The following is a 15,863-nucleotide window of genomic DNA, read 5'->3' as shown; positions in this document are numbered from 1 at the left end:
TGATATGCCTTGATTCAGGGACTTTCTATTAAACAGGGTTTAAATTATAGGTCTAAATTATGATCGTCTATATAACCCAGGCTTCTCAGCGCTCTTTCGTCGTCTGCCCAGCCAGCTTTAACCTTAACCCAAAGCTCCAAAAACACCTTGTTATCGAACAAATCTTCCATGTCTTTGCGCGCTTCTTTACCAATGGTCTTTAAGCGTTGACCGCCTTTTCCAATAACCATACGCTTCTGCGTCTCGCGTTCAACCAGAATTAGGCCATTAATGCGATATACGCCATTTTCAGCCAGTTTGAACTGCTCTATTTCCACGGTCACGGAATAAGGCAATTCATCGCCAGTAAAACGCATCAGTTTCTCACGGATGATTTCTGCCGCCATAAAGCGTTGTGAACGGTCGGTAACGTAATCTTCCGGGAAGTAATGTTCAGATTCAGGCAAGCTCGCAAATACCTGCTGACGCAAACCTTCAACCTGAGAGCGTTGTTTTGCCGATAATGGAATGATTTTGTCAAAGTTGCCCTGACTGGATAACCACTGCAAATGTGGCAACAGGTCATCTTTTTCTTTCACCTTGTCGGTCTTGTTAACAATCAACCAGCAAGGCAAGCCCGATTGTGTGACTTTGCTCAAAACCAGCTGATCATCCTCTTCCCAGCGAGTTCCTTCAACCAGAAACAAAACCAACCCGACATCGCCCAATGAGCTGGAAGCAGAGCGGTTCATTAAACGGTTAATGGCACGTTTCTCTTCTTTGTGCAAACCCGGAGTGTCAACATAAATGGCCTGACGATTCTCTTCAGTATCAATACCAATGATGCGATGACGTGTTGTTTGAGGCTTACGAGAAGTAATACTGATTTTTTGCCCAAGGATTTGGTTGAGCAAGGTGGATTTACCCACATTAGGGCGTCCCACAATTGCCACCATGCCACAATAAGTGGTATCAAGTGGCATATCGGGATTATTCGGCATTCTTTAATTTTTCCAGAGTTAAACGAGCAGCTTCCTGCTCGGCTTTACGTCTACTTTTCCCCATCGCGGATACGGGCTCAGACAAGGTATTTACCTTGCAGGTAACATAAAAAGTTTGATCATGAGATTTGCCTTTAATATCGACCACCTCATAATCAGGCAAAGGTAAATGCTTACCTTGCAAATATTCCTGCAACTGGGTTTTGCTGTCTTTAGGATGAAAATCGGGATCCAGCTTGCCGATACGATCACCGAACCAGCTCTTTACCAGCTCAAAGCAAGTATCTAAGCCTGATTCCAGATAAATCGCACCTAAAAGAGCTTCAAACGCATCAGCCAGAATCGACGAGTTACTAAAACCGCCACTTTTCAGCTCACCCGCACCTAACTGCAACACATCACCAAAATCAAATTGTTTCGCCAATTTAGCCAAGGTTTCCCCCTTTACTAAACTGGAACGCATTCTGGTGAGTTTGCCTTCAGGTACATTGGGGAAATTATCATACAGGATACGGGCAACGATCATGCCCAAAACAGCGTCCCCCAAAAACTCCAAGCGTTCGTTGTGCTTGCTGCTTGCGCTGCGATGAGTCAACGCAAGCATCATGTTATCCATATCTTTGAAATGGTAACCGATACGATCACACAACTGGATATAGGGACGCATCTTGTCCATGTTACTGAATTCCACCTATACGACTAAATCTGACACCTGTCGGCACCCAGGTTGGTAGAATGCTGCTTTCAGGTCGTTCAAACTCAAAACTAATCCAGATTGCAACGGCTTTTCCTACCAACAACTCATCAGGAACAAAGCCCCAATAGCGGCTGTCACGACTATTATCTCTGTTGTCACCCAATACCAGATATTGGTTTTCAGGTACCACCCATGTCGAAACGGGTACGTTACCTTGAGTATAATACAAATCAACCGGTGCGATGGCTCTTGGGTTACGAAGGATCTCGTGTTGTACCTCACCCAGGTCTTCAACAAATCGCTCAAGTGGCGTGCCTAACTGCTCAAACGCACCACTATCGACGAACTTTAAATCGACCGGGCGCATTGGCTCGCAATTTTCACCACTTGGACACGCTGGTTTTAAAAACACTTGTTGACCTTTATACATGATGGTGTCACCCGGCAAACCAATAACACGCTTAATAAAATCAATGCTGGGGTTTTCAGGAAATTTAAATACGACGATATCACCGCGTTCAGGCTTGCCCACTTCAATAAACTTATTGCGAACAACCGGATCCTTCAAACCATAAGTGAACTTTTCCACTAAAATAAAATCGCCGACTAACAAGGTCGGCATCATGGAACCGGAAGGTATTTGAAATGGTTCATATAAGAAGGAGCGTAGAACCAGAACAAAGGCAATAACCGGGAATATCTGCTGCGCCGTGTCTACCACATAAGGAATTGGCGCAATTTCATGGAGTGTTGCATCATCAATCACGCCGTTAGTATTTGTCCTGGCGATTTCGATTTTTGCCTTACGCTTGGGAGCCCAAAGAAAGTGATCTGCCAACCAGATCAAACCAGATACAACTGTCAGGATGACCAGAAACAACGAAAAGTAGTTTGCCATTATTTACTCACCTTGAGCACCGCGAGGAAAGCTTCCTGAGGTAATTCAACATTACCCACCTGCTTCATGCGTTTTTTGCCCTCTTTTTGTTTTTGTAGCAATTTCTTCTTACGGCTAACGTCACCACCATAACACTTGGCTGTTACGTTCTTGCGCAATTGTTTTACTGTGCTTCGAGCAACAACATGGTTGCCAATTGCCGCCTGAATTGCAATATCGAACATTTGTCTCGGAATGAGCTCTCTTAACTTATCAACCAAATCACGTCCACGATATTGCGCATTTTCTTTGTGTGTAATGACAGCCAGCGCGTCAACGCGCTCACCATTCACCAGAATATCCAAACGCACCATGTCGGCGGTCTGGAATTTCTTGAAGTTATAATCCAGAGACGCAAAACCACGGCTCGTCGATTTAAGGCGATCAAAGAAATCCAAAACCACTTCAGCCATTGGCAATTCATAAGTGATCGCAACCTGATTACCGTGATAAACCATGTTCGTTTGAACACCACGTTTTTCGATACACAAGGTAATCACGTTACCTAGAAAGTCTTGTGGAACCAATATATTGGCTTCAACGATAGGTTCATGAATTTCAGCAATATCATTGATTGGTGGCAGCTTCGACGGGTTATCAACCATGACAACTTCGCCATCGCTTTTAACCACTTCATAAACAACCGTTGGTGCAGTAGTGATTAAATCCAGATCATACTCACGTTCCAAACGCTCCTGAATGATTTCCATGTGCAACATGCCAAGGAAACCAATACGGAAGCCGAATCCCAAAGCGGCTGAGCTTTCCGGCTCATAGAAGAGTGAAGCGTCGTTCAAACTTAGTTTCGCCAGAGCGTCGCGGAAGTCTTCATAGTCATCGGAGCTAATAGGGAAAATACCGGCATAAACCTGGGGTTTAATCTTTTTAAATCCCGGTAAAGGCTGTGTTGCAGCATTCTTGGACAAGGTAATGGTATCACCCACTGGCGCACCATGTATTTCCTTGATACCTGCCACCACAAAGCCAACTTCGCCCGCTTTAAGCATGCCCGTATCGGTTGCTTTAGGTGTGAAAATACCCACACGATCAACCTGATGTACCACGCCATTCGACATGATTTTTATTTTGTCGCCGGTTCTTAGCACGCCTTCCTTAACACGAACCAAAGACACAACACCTTGATAGTTGTCGAACCATGAATCGACGATCAGCGCTTTGAGTGGCGCATCCAACTCACCTTCTGGTGGCGGAATTTGATTCACAATGACTTCTAATACGTCTTCGATACCCACGCCAGTTTTGGCAGAACAGCGTACAGCGTCCATGGCATCAATACCGACAATATCTTCGATTTCCTGAGCAACACGCTCAGGATCGGCTTGTGGCAAATCAATTTTGTTTAGAATCGGCACTACTTCCATATCCATTTCGATAGCGGTATAGCAGTTAGCCAAGGTCTGTGCTTCAACCCCTTGTCCGGCATCAACAACCAATAATGCACCTTCACACGCCGCTAATGAACGGGAGACTTCATAGGTGAAGTCAACGTGTCCCGGAGTATCAATGAAGTTCAACTGATAAGTTTCACCGTTTTTAGCAGTGTAATTCAGGGTCACACTTTGCGCTTTGATAGTAATTCCGCGCTCCCTTTCCAAATCCATTGAATCCAGCACTTGCTCTGCCATTTCACGTTCACTCAGACCTCCGCAATGTTGGATCAGACGGTCTGAAAGTGTGGATTTTCCATGGTCAATATGGGCAATAATAGAAAAATTACGTATATTTTTATGTTGCATGAACTCTGTTAGTTCCAGGCTAAATCTTTAATTCAAGGTTACTAAAGGCCGCTATTCTTGAATGAATGAGCGAATGAGCAGCCAACGGCAATCCTGTTTCGGGTTGTTTATTTTTCGGCGTCAAGTCCTGCCAGACGCAATTGGCGGCGATTTTACTAGTTTATGAACAACAAAGCGACTCAGATATGGTGAGAAAGTGAAGAAAAAGCGTAACTTGTCATGAATTACGCTGATTGTTGAAATGAAAACAGGAATTTGAATAGTTAGAAGCTATATCGCACGCTTAAACGGGCTTGTCTTCTTGAACTAATTCGTTCATTTCAGCCTTACCAAGCAGAACAGGGTTAAATTGCTGCTGACATCGGGATTGAGTCCATATGCGTAAGATTCGATAAGTCCCCCACATCCAGACAACTGTAAACAGAACTAACCAGCTTTCGGCGTGAAATCCCAATAACGGCAAAATCTGCTGCCCTAATAAAGCGCCGATAATTAATGCCAGCAAAGGAACCAAATACATAATTGAAGATGCCGCCAGTAGCTTTTCTTCGCTCACGCCCAATCGAACTTGCTGACCCGCCTGAAAATCATCATCCAACTCATTCCTTGCAACCAAGATCTGATTTTCTTTATTCGCTAACGCTCTGGCAACAGCTCCCGTACCGCAATGGCTACGTTGCGCGCAGCTTTGACAAGCATTTTTCATCTCGGTACTAACGATAAGATGCTGCCCATCAACGTGTTTAACAACGCCTATTTCTTCAATCATCGACGGCTATTTTTTAACTGAACAGGTTTAATGGAACTCGCGATAGCATTCGCTGTTTTAGGTGGGATCTTGCCCACAATAGTCACTTCCATTGTGCCGTTATTAAGTGACAACAAGGTGGTAGATTCATGGCGTAACCAGCCGCTTTCCGGCAGTTGCCCTTGCAGCTCACGCATATACACAGAAACATCCACCAATCCATCACTGAGCAGAACATAATCCACCAGCTCCCCGGTCATCGGCAACTGATGCACATCCTCTTTAATAATTGCCATGCCTTTAGGCAACCAATCTATTTTCCATTGATGGCTAAATCCCTTATGCCTGTGAACACTGGCAATTTCCGGCAACTTATCTCGCTCAATTTTTGTAAAATACTCATCAGGTTCATCGGAAACATGAATGGATGTCACCTGAATTTGCTCGATGAGCTTGCCTTCCATATCCAGCAAATCCAATTTCAGCAGTAACCCGCTGTCGTACGCCAACCAGACAGTAAAACTGTATCGACTGCCATCGGCACTGACGATACGAATTTGCTGCGCAGGCAAACCAGAAATACGACTCTTGCCGACCAGCACTATATCGTAGGCATTTTGCAACAATTCAGGTGGCTTAAAAAACTGTTTAGGGATTGGCCCATTGATGTAATTGGAACGAATACTGTAAGGCTCCCCATTGGGCTCAAAGTAACTCACTTTGTTCCCAATACGGAATGCCTCTCGCCCGGGGCCATTCAACAGGCTAAGATGCTCCATCTCAATGCCATCCTGAACACCGTGACGCCACAGATAAGGCTCGGACTCGCCATTAGGTTTTGTGACAACAAAGGTAATTCGGTAATTCAGATTGTGCAGGCTGGAACGCAACTTATCCAGCCATACAACTGCCGCGCCTGACGTTCGGGAAACATCAGAGCGGGCATCAGCCAAAGAGGTAAAAACCAAGCTCGCTATCAGTAGCAAGCTTGCAACATATCTATTTATTATCTGGATGTCCGCTATCTTTGTTCGTACCCTCATTCGATGCATCATCTGGGGTATTTGAGTTAGGTTCAACATTACTCTTCCGACGTACTTGTTGATTATGATCGTTCAAATAAGCATTTAAGCGACGTCTTTGCTCCATAACATCATTCCCCGGCAAAGAGCGAGTTTGCTCCAAACTCACAGGTGACAAACCACCTTGAATACCAGAAACAGGAATAACGGGAGTGGCGCTAAATGGCTGTTCAGCGACAGGGGTATTGTACTGTTGATATCCGAGAATAACAGCAACGGCGACAGTCGCGGCAATCGCAAACTGCCCGGTTTGTTGCACCAAAGGCGTAACAGAACCTTTTGATCCCTTACCGAAAAAGCTTTTCAGTAACGATGGCTTGGGCGCCATAATCACTGGTTCTTTCTCAATGGCTTTGGCAATACTGTCAGACAAATCCAAATGCAATTCGGTCGGTAATTCGTTTTTCAGTCCGTCTTTAATTATATGGTAACGGTGCCATTTACTGATGAGTTCTGGATCACTACGGAGCTCTTCGAGAAACTTTCCATCCTGATGGTCGCCGTCAATATACGCTGACAGGCTCTCGATTTTACGTTGCGTCATAATACCTCAATGCCACGGCTTATTTTATTATTCAATTAGCACACTTACTGTGTATCGACAAAGATCATGTTCTCTTTGTAGCACTTAATCTTTGTAATACTTTATCTTTGCAACAATGGTTGAATCACTGCATCAATTGCTTCCCGAGCTCTGAATATCCTGGAACGCACCGTTCCTACCGGACAATCCATCACACTGGCAATATCCTCGTAACTCATTCCCTCAATTTCACGTAAGGTAATCGCCATACGTAAATCTTCGGGTAACTTCTCCACTGTTTCAAACAACAATCGGTTAATTTCTTCCGTTAGCAATACTCGTTCAGGTGTTGAATTTTCTCTCAACGAGTCACTGCCATCGTAAAAGTCTGCTTCCTCTGCGTCAACATCATTCGTTGGTGCTTTGCGCCCTTGCGATGCAAGGTAATTCTTGGCTGTATTCACTGCAATACGATATAGCCAGGTATAAAACGCACTTTCCCCTCTAAAATTCGCTAACGCTCGATATGCTTTTACAAAAGCTTCCTGTGTCACATCAGCAACATCACCGGAATTTTTCACATATCGGGATACAAGATGAGCAACCTTATGCTGGTATTTGGTTACCAATAAACCAAACGCATTCTTATCACCACGCTGTACCCGCTCAACAATTTGCTGATCTGTCGCTTGCTCGCTCATTCGAGCCGTATCTCCTATTTCTTCTTTTGTCACCCGAGGGAATCAAATCGTTTAGCACACTTTGCTACCAGCTTTAATTAAAGCGGCTTTCACAATGCAGGCAAGTTTATAGCGATTCATCTCGCTTGAACAGGCTAAGCATTAAATGTAAACCACCTAATCAAGGCCGCTATCCATATGCAGTTTCCCTGAACATTTTGGGTGTTTGGCTCAAGTAAGCAACTTAATAGACTACAGCACCATGAAAAAGTTCTGAAAAATGTAAAAATAAATTGCATTAAGATTAAATTCAGACAAAAAACGCACTTCAATGTACATTTTTCAATCAAAACCGGTTGGATTCCTTTTTTAATTTCCCTCGCTTAACGGTATGATGAGCGCCTTGTTTTGCACAATGATCCTCTTGCATACACGCTAACATACGCAAAAGTACGTTTCTGCCAAGATCATTCAGGTATGATTAATTTCATTGAGCATTAGACATATCACCCTTATTTAAACAGTAATAAAGGCAATTAACTTCAATCCTATGAACCAACCCGTTGAATATTCATGTGATGTGCTTGTCATCGGTAGCGGCGCAGCAGGCCTCAGTCTGGCATTAAAACTGGCACAACACTGCCAGGTCGTCGTCATTAGTAAAAGCAAAATGTCTGAAGGCTCCACAAAGTATGCCCAAGGCGGCATTGCTGCAGTATTCGACGAAGAGGATTCCATTGCGTCACACGTCCAGGACACCATGCTGGCTGGTGCAGGCATCTGTGATCAGGACATAGTGGAGTTTACCGCGCAGAATGCTAAAGACTGTATGAACTGGTTGATTGACACTGGTGTTGATTTCGATGAAGAAACCGATGCCCAAGGCGGTACTCGCTATCACCTGACTCGTGAAGGTGGTCACTCGCACCGACGCATTTTGCACGCAGCTGATGCAACAGGTAAAGCGGTGCAATACACCTTGTCGGAGGCTGTACAAGCGCACCCAAACATTACATTGATGGAAGGTTTCAACGCTATCGACCTGATCACCAGCCAAAATAACAGTAAACAATGTTTAGGCTGTTATGTATGGAACAGAAAGATTGAACAGGTTGAAGTGATCCGCAGTCGCTTTGTCACACTTGCCACCGGCGGAGCCAGTAAGGTTTATCAATACACATCCAACCCGGATATTGCCAGTGGTGACGGTATCGCAATGGCTTGGCGTGCAGGTTGCCGCGTTGCCAATATGGAATTTAACCAGTTTCACCCGACTTGTTTATATCATCCCCAAGCCAAGAATTTCCTGATAACCGAAGCGCTACGGGGCGAAGGTGCTTATTTATGCCACGCCGACGGCAGCCGCTTTATGCATAAGTTTGATGAGCGTTTGGAATTAGCGCCTCGTGATATTGTGGCACGAGCTATCGACTATGAAATGAAGCGTCTGGGCGCCGACTGTATGTTCCTGGACATCAGTCACAAGCCAGCAGAGTTTGTCATCAAACATTTTCCGAATATTTATAAGAAATGCCGTTCTCTGGGCATTGATATCACCCGCGATCCCATTCCTGTTGTACCCGCAGCCCACTATAGTTGTGGCGGTGTCATGACGGATAAGAACGCGAAAACCGATCTGGACAACGTCTATGCCATCGGTGAAGTCGCTTACACCGGATTACACGGCGCTAATCGTATGGCGAGTAACTCTTTGCTGGAGTGCGTAGTATTTGCCCATGCTGCCGCAAAAGATATTTTGTCTCGCTTGAATGAAGAAGTGTCAAACGAGCCCATTAGAGCCTGGGATGAAAGCCGGGTTAGTGATTCAGATGAAGAAGTGGTTATCCAACATAACTGGCACGAACTACGCCTGTTTATGTGGGACTACGTAGGCATTGTGCGTACTAACAAAAGGCTCGAACGCGCTATGCATCGTATCGAATTGCTGAAACAGGAAGTACAGGAATACTATGCACACTTTAGGGTCAGTAATAACCTGCTAGAATTGCGTAACTTGCTAACAGTCGCGGAATTAATCGTTCGCTGTGCCATGGAACGTAAGGAAAGCCGAGGCTTGCACTACAATCTGGATTACCCGGATCAACTTGCTGAATCTGGCCCAACCGTGCTTTCACCCACCATAGTTTCGAAAACGCATCCGAAAACACATTAATCTGAATTGGCAACTTAGCCTCTGTGATGCTGATAGCGGATCGCTAAACACAACCTGCGATAATCAGCATCACTCAGTTCATCAGAATATAAACAAACCCACAGTTTCTGTTGCTGCATGTTAGTCAGGTGCAGCCATAAACACCAAGGTATTGCCCTTGAGCGAGATGAGATCTGCCACTGAATGCCCGGATTAAGCAACAAAGCGAACTGCTTATCACTCCCCGTGTTATCTAACTCACAAAGAGATTGCATTCGACCATCAGGCATGAGCGACAACACAAAACCTGTGCGCCATCGCTTACGCAATAATTGATATGTGTGAATCAATAACAGCAGAGTTAAAAGCAACTGCATATACAGTTGCATAGGCAACCAATCAGGCTGCCATAACCAGACAGAGGAAATAAAAACCGCCCCGATGGTAACTATCGAATAAGCGCGAAACCGGGCAGGCGTTACCTGAATTCTATACTTTGACTCTATCGAGAATGACATTAACCATCCTGGCATATTCGGGGTCTTCACACTTGGCATGTCCCATAAACCAAGCAAACAAATCCGGATCGTCGCACGTTAATAAGCGCTCGAAGAGTTCTTTATCTTCGTCACTTAATTCGTCGAATGCTTCTTCCACAAAAGGCATAAACAGCACATCCAACTCCAACATCCCGCGACGGCAAGCCCATTTCAGTCGAGAAACACGTTTCTTATCAAACATTCAATCTTCACTTAAGTTGCATTTTTCCAGACGCAAATTTATTAAAATCTGCTTGAGTGTTGCGATTATAGCCCCATATTGCCAGCATATAAACGCACTCAACAGATTTTAATAACGAGAACGAATATGTCTGACCTTACTCTTTGTCCTATTACTGAAAAATCCATCATTCTGGTCACAGGTGAAGACAGACAGCAATTTCTTCAAGGGCAAGTCACAGCCGATTTAACCCTGTTATCCAGCGGGCAATCAACCCTTGCCGCTCATTGCAGTGCCAAAGGGAAAACCTGGGCGATATTTCAAGTCTTGTGTGCTGACGATCACTATTTACTTATCACTGACAAAGGGTGCACCGAGAACAGCCTTCGAGAATTGAAGAAGTATTCGGTTTTCTCCAAAATTGAATTCACCGATGTTAGCGAACAATACCAATATTGGGGTGTTATCACGGAACAGTTTCCCGTCTCGGCAATGGAAAAGTTGGGGTTAGCAAGCCCAGATGAAAATACACCCAGCCAGTATGCTTCTCATGCCAATGGCGATATCTGGTTAACTCAACTTTCCCAACCTGTGACACGTTTTGCGCTTTTACTACCGAAGTCCTTAACAATAGAAAACATCTTGTCTAGCGCCACATCCGCCGAAGAAAACCTGTGGAATGCGCTAGATATTCAGGCAGGCATTCCTAAACTCAACGCTGAACTGAGCGAAGAGTACGTGCCTCAAATGATGAACCTTCAGGCATTAAACGCCATTAGCTTCAAAAAAGGCTGTTATATGGGGCAGGAAGTGGTGGCTCGTACCAAATATCTAGGCAAAAACAAACGCGCCGGAGCCATTTTGGAGAGCGCAGTAGAAGCGTCAATTCCTCCGGGAGAAACTCTGGAACTTCAATTGGGAGAAAACTGGCGTCGCATCGGCACGGTGCTATACAGTGCAACAGAGAGCAGCGCTACAGAGAAAAACACAACAGAAGCAGGAAAAACCTGGGCATTTGCCGTTCTGCCCAATGATTTGGAAGAGTCACCATCAATACGCTTACAAAGCAATCCCGATATTGTCTTTCAAGTATGTCCTTTGCCCTATTCTCTTGAGGGCTAACTCGCGATTCCAAACGACTCGTCGAATCAATCCATGGATTATCAACAGCCGCTTCCCTGCGGCTGATAGAGAACTTGTTCCTTTTCACTGATATAAGATAAAAAGCACATCAAAAATAGTGCAAAAATCTCAAACTCAATGAGTTACAATTAGCGCTCATTCTAGATAAATGGTTAATCCTATGAAAATTGCTCAAGATACTGTAGTAGCAATTCACTACACAGTCTCCACTCCCGATGGTGTCGATATTGATAGCACCGCCGGCGATGAACCTCTTCAATTCCTGTTTGGTCACGGTCAGTTGATTATTGGCTTGGAAAATGCGTTATTAGGCCGTGAAGCTGGCGAGAAAATGCAAACCACCGTTCCCGCAGCAGACGCTTACGGCGAACGTCACGACCAACTGGTTCAAGCTGTACCGAAAAATATGTTCGAAGGTATGGAACCTCAAGTTGGTATGCAATTCAGAGCCTCTACCGATCACGGCGACCAGTCGGTGATTATTATTGATGTAAGTGAAGATCACGTTGTTGTTGATGGCAACCACCCACTTGCTGGCCACGATTTGTCATTCGATGTTGAAGTAGTTTCAGTTCGCCCTGCAACTGCAGAGGAAGTGCAACACGGTCACGCTCATAGTCCAGGTGGCTGTGGTCATAACCACTAATAACTATTTTCCGGGAGCGTCATATTCAGGCGCTCTCTTGCAACTTTCTATTTCTTACCATTATCCACATCAATTCGATTATTTTTATACACATTTTGTCGATTATCGACACAAATCCATACACTTTTGTATAAACGTAAAGCAATCTTTGCCCTTCACATTCACAAAATTGCAATATAATCCCCCTCCGAAGTAAAGGATTTAGGCTACTATGCCGAACCATCTTTAAAAGATTGCCTTTGACAGACAAAAAGCCCTTCTGTCAGCGACAGAAATCAGAATTATAACTACGTAGAGAGTCCGAATGAAAAATCAGTTCCCACTCCTGCCAAATACCAAAAGACTACTGTGTCTCTGTTTACTTGGCTTGAGCTTCACAACATTGGCTGTTGAGAAAAGCTCAGAGAATGAAAACGAAGCATCTCTAACCAAAACCACCGAAGAAGCAGAGAAAAAAGAATGGGATGTTCTTAATCCTCCATTTCCTTTGCACAGTGTCAAAATAGACACGAACGAAACAACCTGGTCCAGCCTGGATGTAACCCCAGATGGCAAGCACATTGTGTTTGATATGCTGGGTGACATCTACATGATGAATATCGATGGCGGCAAGGCAAAAGCCTTAACCCAAGATTTCGCCTGGAACATTCAACCAACCGTAAGCCCGGATGGTAAAACCATCGCCTTTATTTCAGACCGTGGTGGCATTTCCAACATCTGGACGATGGATCTGGAAGGGAATAATCTCAAGCAAATCAGCACAGAAAAGAAAAACCTGATCCACTCCCCTAAATGGAGCCCCGATGGTCAGTATCTGGTAGCAACAAAAGGCATTATGTCTCGTCGTAGTATTCCTGCTGGTGAAATCTGGATGTATCACGTTTCAGGCGGTGAAGGCGTTGCCATTCAAGAACGCTCCAATGGCAAGCAAGATCAGAAAAACCAAGCTGATCCAAGTTTCTCTCCAGACGGTAGATACATCTATTACACTCGCGATATCACTAGCGGCCACATCTTCTCCTACAATCGTGACCCATTGAAATCAACGTTTGCTATCAATCGTTACGATACCTTGGAAGGCGAAGTTGAGCGTTATATCTCAGGCACAGGTGGTGCAGTTGTACCCACACCATCCCCCGACGGTCGTTATGTTGCCTTCCTCCGCAGAGTAAAAGAAAAAACCGCGTTGTTCCTGAAAAACGTCCACAATGGTGAAGAAACCATGTTGACTCTGAACATGGAGCACGACAACCAGGAAGGCTTTGGCTCCGAAGGTTACTTCCCTTACTTTGACTGGACGCCAGACTCCAAGTCTCTGGTTTACTGGACAGCCGGTAAATTTCACAAGTTAAATATTAAAGACAACTCAATTAACGACATTCCAGTCAACATCGAAGCCAAGCTGCAATATGCGGATGCCCTTCATTTTGATGTGGATGTTGCACCGGACGAATTTGACGTAAAAATGCTGCGCTGGTCACAGAAGTCGCCCAATGGACAACAAATTCTGTTTCAAGCCTTAGGCAAACTTTACGTAAAAGATCTGAAATCAGGAAACGTCAAGCGCTTAACCAAACAAGATGATCACGATGAATTCTACCCACGTTACTCCAACGATGGAAAATACATTGTTTACAGCACCTGGAATGATCAGGAACTGGGTAGCATCAAAATGGTGTCAGCCAAAGGCGGCACAGGTAAAACCCTGACCAAAGAGCCGGGGCATTATGTTAGTCCCAGCTTTTCTACCGACGGTAAGAAAATCACTTATGAGAAATTCACTGGTGGCTATCTACTTCCTCCCAAATGGTCAGTAGACCCAGGCATTTATGTTCTGGATATCAAAACCCAAGACACCAAGCGTGTAAGCAAATCAGGTTCAGCCCCTCATTTTGCCGGAGACAATGATCGCGTTTATTTCACCGACAGCGTTTCAGCACCTTACCCTGAACTCCAATTAGCAAGTGTTGACCTTAACGGTGAAGATCGTCGCGAACATTTATACGGAGCCGACAAGGTACAGGAATATCGTTTGTCTCATGACAAAAAGTGGGTTGCTTTCATTGAACAATACAAAGTGTATGTTACCCCCTTTGTTGAAGTAGGTAAGCGCCAAACACTCAACGGCAGCAACAAAGCCATGCCGGTTAAACAATTATCAAGCCGCGCTGGTCAATATCTGAATTGGAGCCCTGACAGCCAAACAATCAGCTGGTTCCACGGCCCTCGTTTCTTTGAACGTGATCTAAAAGACGCATTTGACTTCGTTGCAGGGGCGCCAGAAGCATTACCAGAGCCAGAAGCTGAAGGCTTAAATCTGAGCTTCAAACAAAAATCAGACAAACCAACGGGTTACAAAGCGTTAGTTGGTGGCAACATTGTTACCATGAGAAATGCCAATGTGGAACAAGAAGTCATCGAAGGCGGTACGGTACTGATTAAAGACAATCGCATCGTTGTTGTTGGAAAGAATGTTGATATCCCTAAAGGCACTGAAATTATCGACGTAACCGATAAAACTGTCGTTCCGGGATTGGTTGATGCTCACGCTCATGGCGCTCAAGGTCGCAAGGAAATCATTCCACAGCAAAATTGGATGATGTACTCCAATGTCTCATTTGGTGTAACCACCATTCACGACCCATCGAACAACAGTACGGAAATCTTCGCTGCTGCTGAGCAACAAAAAGCAGGGAACGTCGTTGCACCACGCATATTCTCTACCGGGAAAATCCTTTACGGTGGCGAGCTTATCAGCCATAAATCGGTGGTAAATTCATACGAAGATGCTCTATTCCATGTTCAGCGTTTAAAAGACCAAGGCGCCATTTCAGTTAAGAGCTACAATCAACCTGCTCGTGCTCAACGTCAGCAAATTCTGGCAGCGGCTCGAGAACTCAACATGATGGTCGTGCCAGAAGGCGGCGGTAAGTTCCATCAAAACCTGAGCATGCTGGTAGATGGTCACACTGGCCTGGAGCACTCCATTCCAATTGCATATGGTTATAACGACCTGACAACACTCTGGTCCTCAACCAAATTCGGTTACACCCCAACATTTATCGTGTCATACGGCGGCATGATGGGTGAAGAATACTGGTATGACAGAACAGAAGTATGGAAAAACGAACGCTTGTTGCGTTACACACCTTCGTTCCTGTTAGATGAGCGTGCGATTCGCCGTACAACAGCACCTGACGAGCAATACAATCACCCTCGCGTAGCCACTTATGCGAAAAAGCTACGAGACAATGGAGTTAGTGTTCATATTGGTGCCCACGGTCAACGTGAAGGCTTAGCTGCTCATTGGGAACTATGGAGCATGGTTCAAGGCGGATTCACGCCTTGGGAAGCACTGCGCGGCGCCACTATTGATGGTGCAACGCATTTGGGAATGGGTAAAGACATGGGTAGCATCGAAAGCGGCAAATTAGCGGATTTGGTTGTTATTGATGGCGATGTATTAAACGATATTAGTAAAAGCGAATTCGTCACTTACACCGTGCTAAATGGCCGCGTATACGAATCTGCAACCATGAATGAAGTAGGTAGCAAGCATAAACGTCACAAGTTCTTCTTCGAAGACGACAATGTCCAATTCATGCCAAAAGAAACAGCGGTAGAAATGCAAAACAAAGCTGAACTATACCACTGGGTTCACTAGTCCAATCTTTCAGCCATCCTCAAAACATTGGGGATGGCTACTTTACCTCTCATACAACTCGTCTGTCTTTATAATTACTAGATGCTTGAGGACTATAACACGTACTTCGAGTCCCTTTACTCTTCAGCCTCGGC

The 15,863-nt window shown here is 44.9% G+C and carries 14 protein-coding genes; 4 read left to right on the top strand and 10 right to left on the bottom strand.

What is annotated here, in order from left to right; all coding sequences use genetic code 11:
* Nucleotides 1-44: 44 nt before the first annotated feature.
* From era to rpoE, 8 genes are all read right to left on the bottom strand, one after another.
* Nucleotides 45-962, bottom strand: a complete 918-nt coding sequence (era, locus tag KIH87_RS06890) for a GTPase Era (RefSeq protein ID WP_408635804.1) — start codon at nt 960-962, stop codon at nt 45-47.
* A 7-nt stretch (nt 963-969) separates the two neighbouring features.
* Complete coding sequence (rnc, locus tag KIH87_RS06885; RefSeq protein WP_232360797.1) at nt 970-1,656, bottom strand: ribonuclease III; 687 nt, start codon at nt 1,654-1,656, stop codon at nt 970-972.
* Nucleotide 1,657: 1 nt separating this feature from the next.
* A complete protein-coding gene (gene lepB / locus KIH87_RS06880) occupies nt 1,658-2,575 on the bottom strand; it encodes a signal peptidase I (protein WP_232360796.1) in 918 nt (305 codons plus the stop codon).
* Nucleotides 2,575-4,371, bottom strand: a complete 1,797-nt coding sequence (gene lepA / locus KIH87_RS06875) for a translation elongation factor 4 (protein ID WP_232360795.1) — start codon at nt 4,369-4,371, stop codon at nt 2,575-2,577. Before lepA ends, lepB begins: the two co-directional genes overlap by 1 nt.
* 283 nt (nt 4,372-4,654) lie before the next feature.
* Nucleotides 4,655-5,140 (bottom strand): SoxR reducing system RseC family protein, encoded by a 486-nt coding sequence (locus KIH87_RS06870; protein WP_232360794.1) that lies wholly within the window; start codon nt 5,138-5,140, stop codon nt 4,655-4,657.
* On the bottom strand, nt 5,137-6,105 hold the full coding sequence (locus tag KIH87_RS06865; protein ID WP_232360793.1) for a MucB/RseB C-terminal domain-containing protein: 969 nt from the start codon (nt 6,103-6,105) through the stop codon (nt 5,137-5,139). Before KIH87_RS06865 ends, KIH87_RS06870 begins: the two co-directional genes overlap by 4 nt.
* 13 nt (nt 6,106-6,118) lie before the next feature.
* Nucleotides 6,119-6,745 (bottom strand): sigma-E factor negative regulatory protein, encoded by a 627-nt coding sequence (locus tag KIH87_RS06860; protein WP_232360792.1) that lies wholly within the window; start codon nt 6,743-6,745, stop codon nt 6,119-6,121.
* A gap of 101 nt (nt 6,746-6,846) precedes the next feature.
* A complete protein-coding gene (rpoE, locus tag KIH87_RS06855; RefSeq protein ID WP_232360791.1) occupies nt 6,847-7,425 on the bottom strand; it encodes an RNA polymerase sigma factor RpoE in 579 nt (192 codons plus the stop codon).
* A gap of 529 nt (nt 7,426-7,954) precedes the next feature.
* On the opposite strand from rpoE, the gene nadB reads away from it, so the two are divergent.
* Complete coding sequence (nadB, locus tag KIH87_RS06850; RefSeq protein WP_232360790.1) at nt 7,955-9,577, top strand: L-aspartate oxidase; 1,623 nt, start codon at nt 7,955-7,957, stop codon at nt 9,575-9,577.
* A 14-nt stretch (nt 9,578-9,591) separates the two neighbouring features.
* Here the strand turns inward: nadB and KIH87_RS06845 are convergent, their stop codons facing one another.
* Both KIH87_RS06845 and KIH87_RS06840 read right to left on the bottom strand, forming a co-directional pair.
* Nucleotides 9,592-10,074 (bottom strand): protein YgfX, encoded by a 483-nt coding sequence (locus KIH87_RS06845; RefSeq protein WP_232360789.1) that lies wholly within the window; start codon nt 10,072-10,074, stop codon nt 9,592-9,594.
* Nucleotides 10,046-10,297 (bottom strand): FAD assembly factor SdhE, encoded by a 252-nt coding sequence (locus KIH87_RS06840; protein WP_232360788.1) that lies wholly within the window; start codon nt 10,295-10,297, stop codon nt 10,046-10,048. The genes KIH87_RS06845 and KIH87_RS06840 overlap by 29 nt, the downstream gene beginning before the upstream one ends.
* Nucleotides 10,298-10,423: 126 nt before the next feature.
* Between KIH87_RS06840 and ygfZ the strand changes: the two genes are divergently transcribed.
* From ygfZ to KIH87_RS06825, 3 genes are all read left to right on the top strand, one after another.
* Complete coding sequence (gene ygfZ, locus KIH87_RS06835) at nt 10,424-11,398, top strand: tRNA-modifying protein YgfZ (protein ID WP_232360787.1); 975 nt, start codon at nt 10,424-10,426, stop codon at nt 11,396-11,398.
* A 181-nt stretch (nt 11,399-11,579) separates the two neighbouring features.
* The gene (locus KIH87_RS06830) at nt 11,580-12,065 is read left to right on the top strand and encodes an FKBP-type peptidyl-prolyl cis-trans isomerase (RefSeq protein ID WP_232360786.1); all 486 of its coding nucleotides are present in this window, start codon (nt 11,580-11,582) and stop codon (nt 12,063-12,065) included.
* Nucleotides 12,066-12,369: 304 nt separating this feature from the next.
* Nucleotides 12,370-15,729 (top strand): amidohydrolase family protein, encoded by a 3,360-nt coding sequence (locus KIH87_RS06825; RefSeq protein ID WP_232360785.1) that lies wholly within the window; start codon nt 12,370-12,372, stop codon nt 15,727-15,729.
* The last annotated feature ends 134 nt before the right edge of the window (nt 15,730-15,863 follow it).

Origin of the sequence: Paraneptunicella aestuarii, from assembly GCF_019900845.1 — a bacterium.
Classification (GTDB): Bacteria; Pseudomonadota; Gammaproteobacteria; order Enterobacterales; family Alteromonadaceae; genus Paraneptunicella; species Paraneptunicella aestuarii.
Note: the sequence above shows the minus strand (reverse complement) of the source record. Positions and strands in the feature narration are given on the sequence as shown.

Coding starts and splice junctions, on each gene's coding strand:
- ygfZ (WP_232360787.1), top strand. CDS start 10,424: ATGTCTGACCTTACTCTTTGTCCTATTACTGAAAAATCCATCATTCTG.
- KIH87_RS06870 (WP_232360794.1), bottom strand. CDS start 5,140: ATGATTGAAGAAATAGGCGTTGTTAAACACGTTGATGGGCAGCATCTT.
- lepB (WP_232360796.1), bottom strand. CDS start 2,575: ATGGCAAACTACTTTTCGTTGTTTCTGGTCATCCTGACAGTTGTATCT.
- KIH87_RS06830 (WP_232360786.1), top strand. CDS start 11,580: ATGAAAATTGCTCAAGATACTGTAGTAGCAATTCACTACACAGTCTCC.
- KIH87_RS06845 (WP_232360789.1), bottom strand. CDS start 10,074: ATGTCATTCTCGATAGAGTCAAAGTATAGAATTCAGGTAACGCCTGCC.
- era (WP_408635804.1), bottom strand. CDS start 962: ATGCCACTTGATACCACTTATTGTGGCATGGTGGCAATTGTGGGACGC.
- rpoE (WP_232360791.1), bottom strand. CDS start 7,425: ATGAGCGAGCAAGCGACAGATCAGCAAATTGTTGAGCGGGTACAGCGT.
- lepA (WP_232360795.1), bottom strand. CDS start 4,371: ATGCAACATAAAAATATACGTAATTTTTCTATTATTGCCCATATTGAC.
- nadB (WP_232360790.1), top strand. CDS start 7,955: ATGAACCAACCCGTTGAATATTCATGTGATGTGCTTGTCATCGGTAGC.
- KIH87_RS06840 (WP_232360788.1), bottom strand. CDS start 10,297: ATGTTTGATAAGAAACGTGTTTCTCGACTGAAATGGGCTTGCCGTCGC.
- KIH87_RS06860 (WP_232360792.1), bottom strand. CDS start 6,745: ATGACGCAACGTAAAATCGAGAGCCTGTCAGCGTATATTGACGGCGAC.
- KIH87_RS06825 (WP_232360785.1), top strand. CDS start 12,370: ATGAAAAATCAGTTCCCACTCCTGCCAAATACCAAAAGACTACTGTGT.
- rnc (WP_232360797.1), bottom strand. CDS start 1,656: ATGGACAAGATGCGTCCCTATATCCAGTTGTGTGATCGTATCGGTTAC.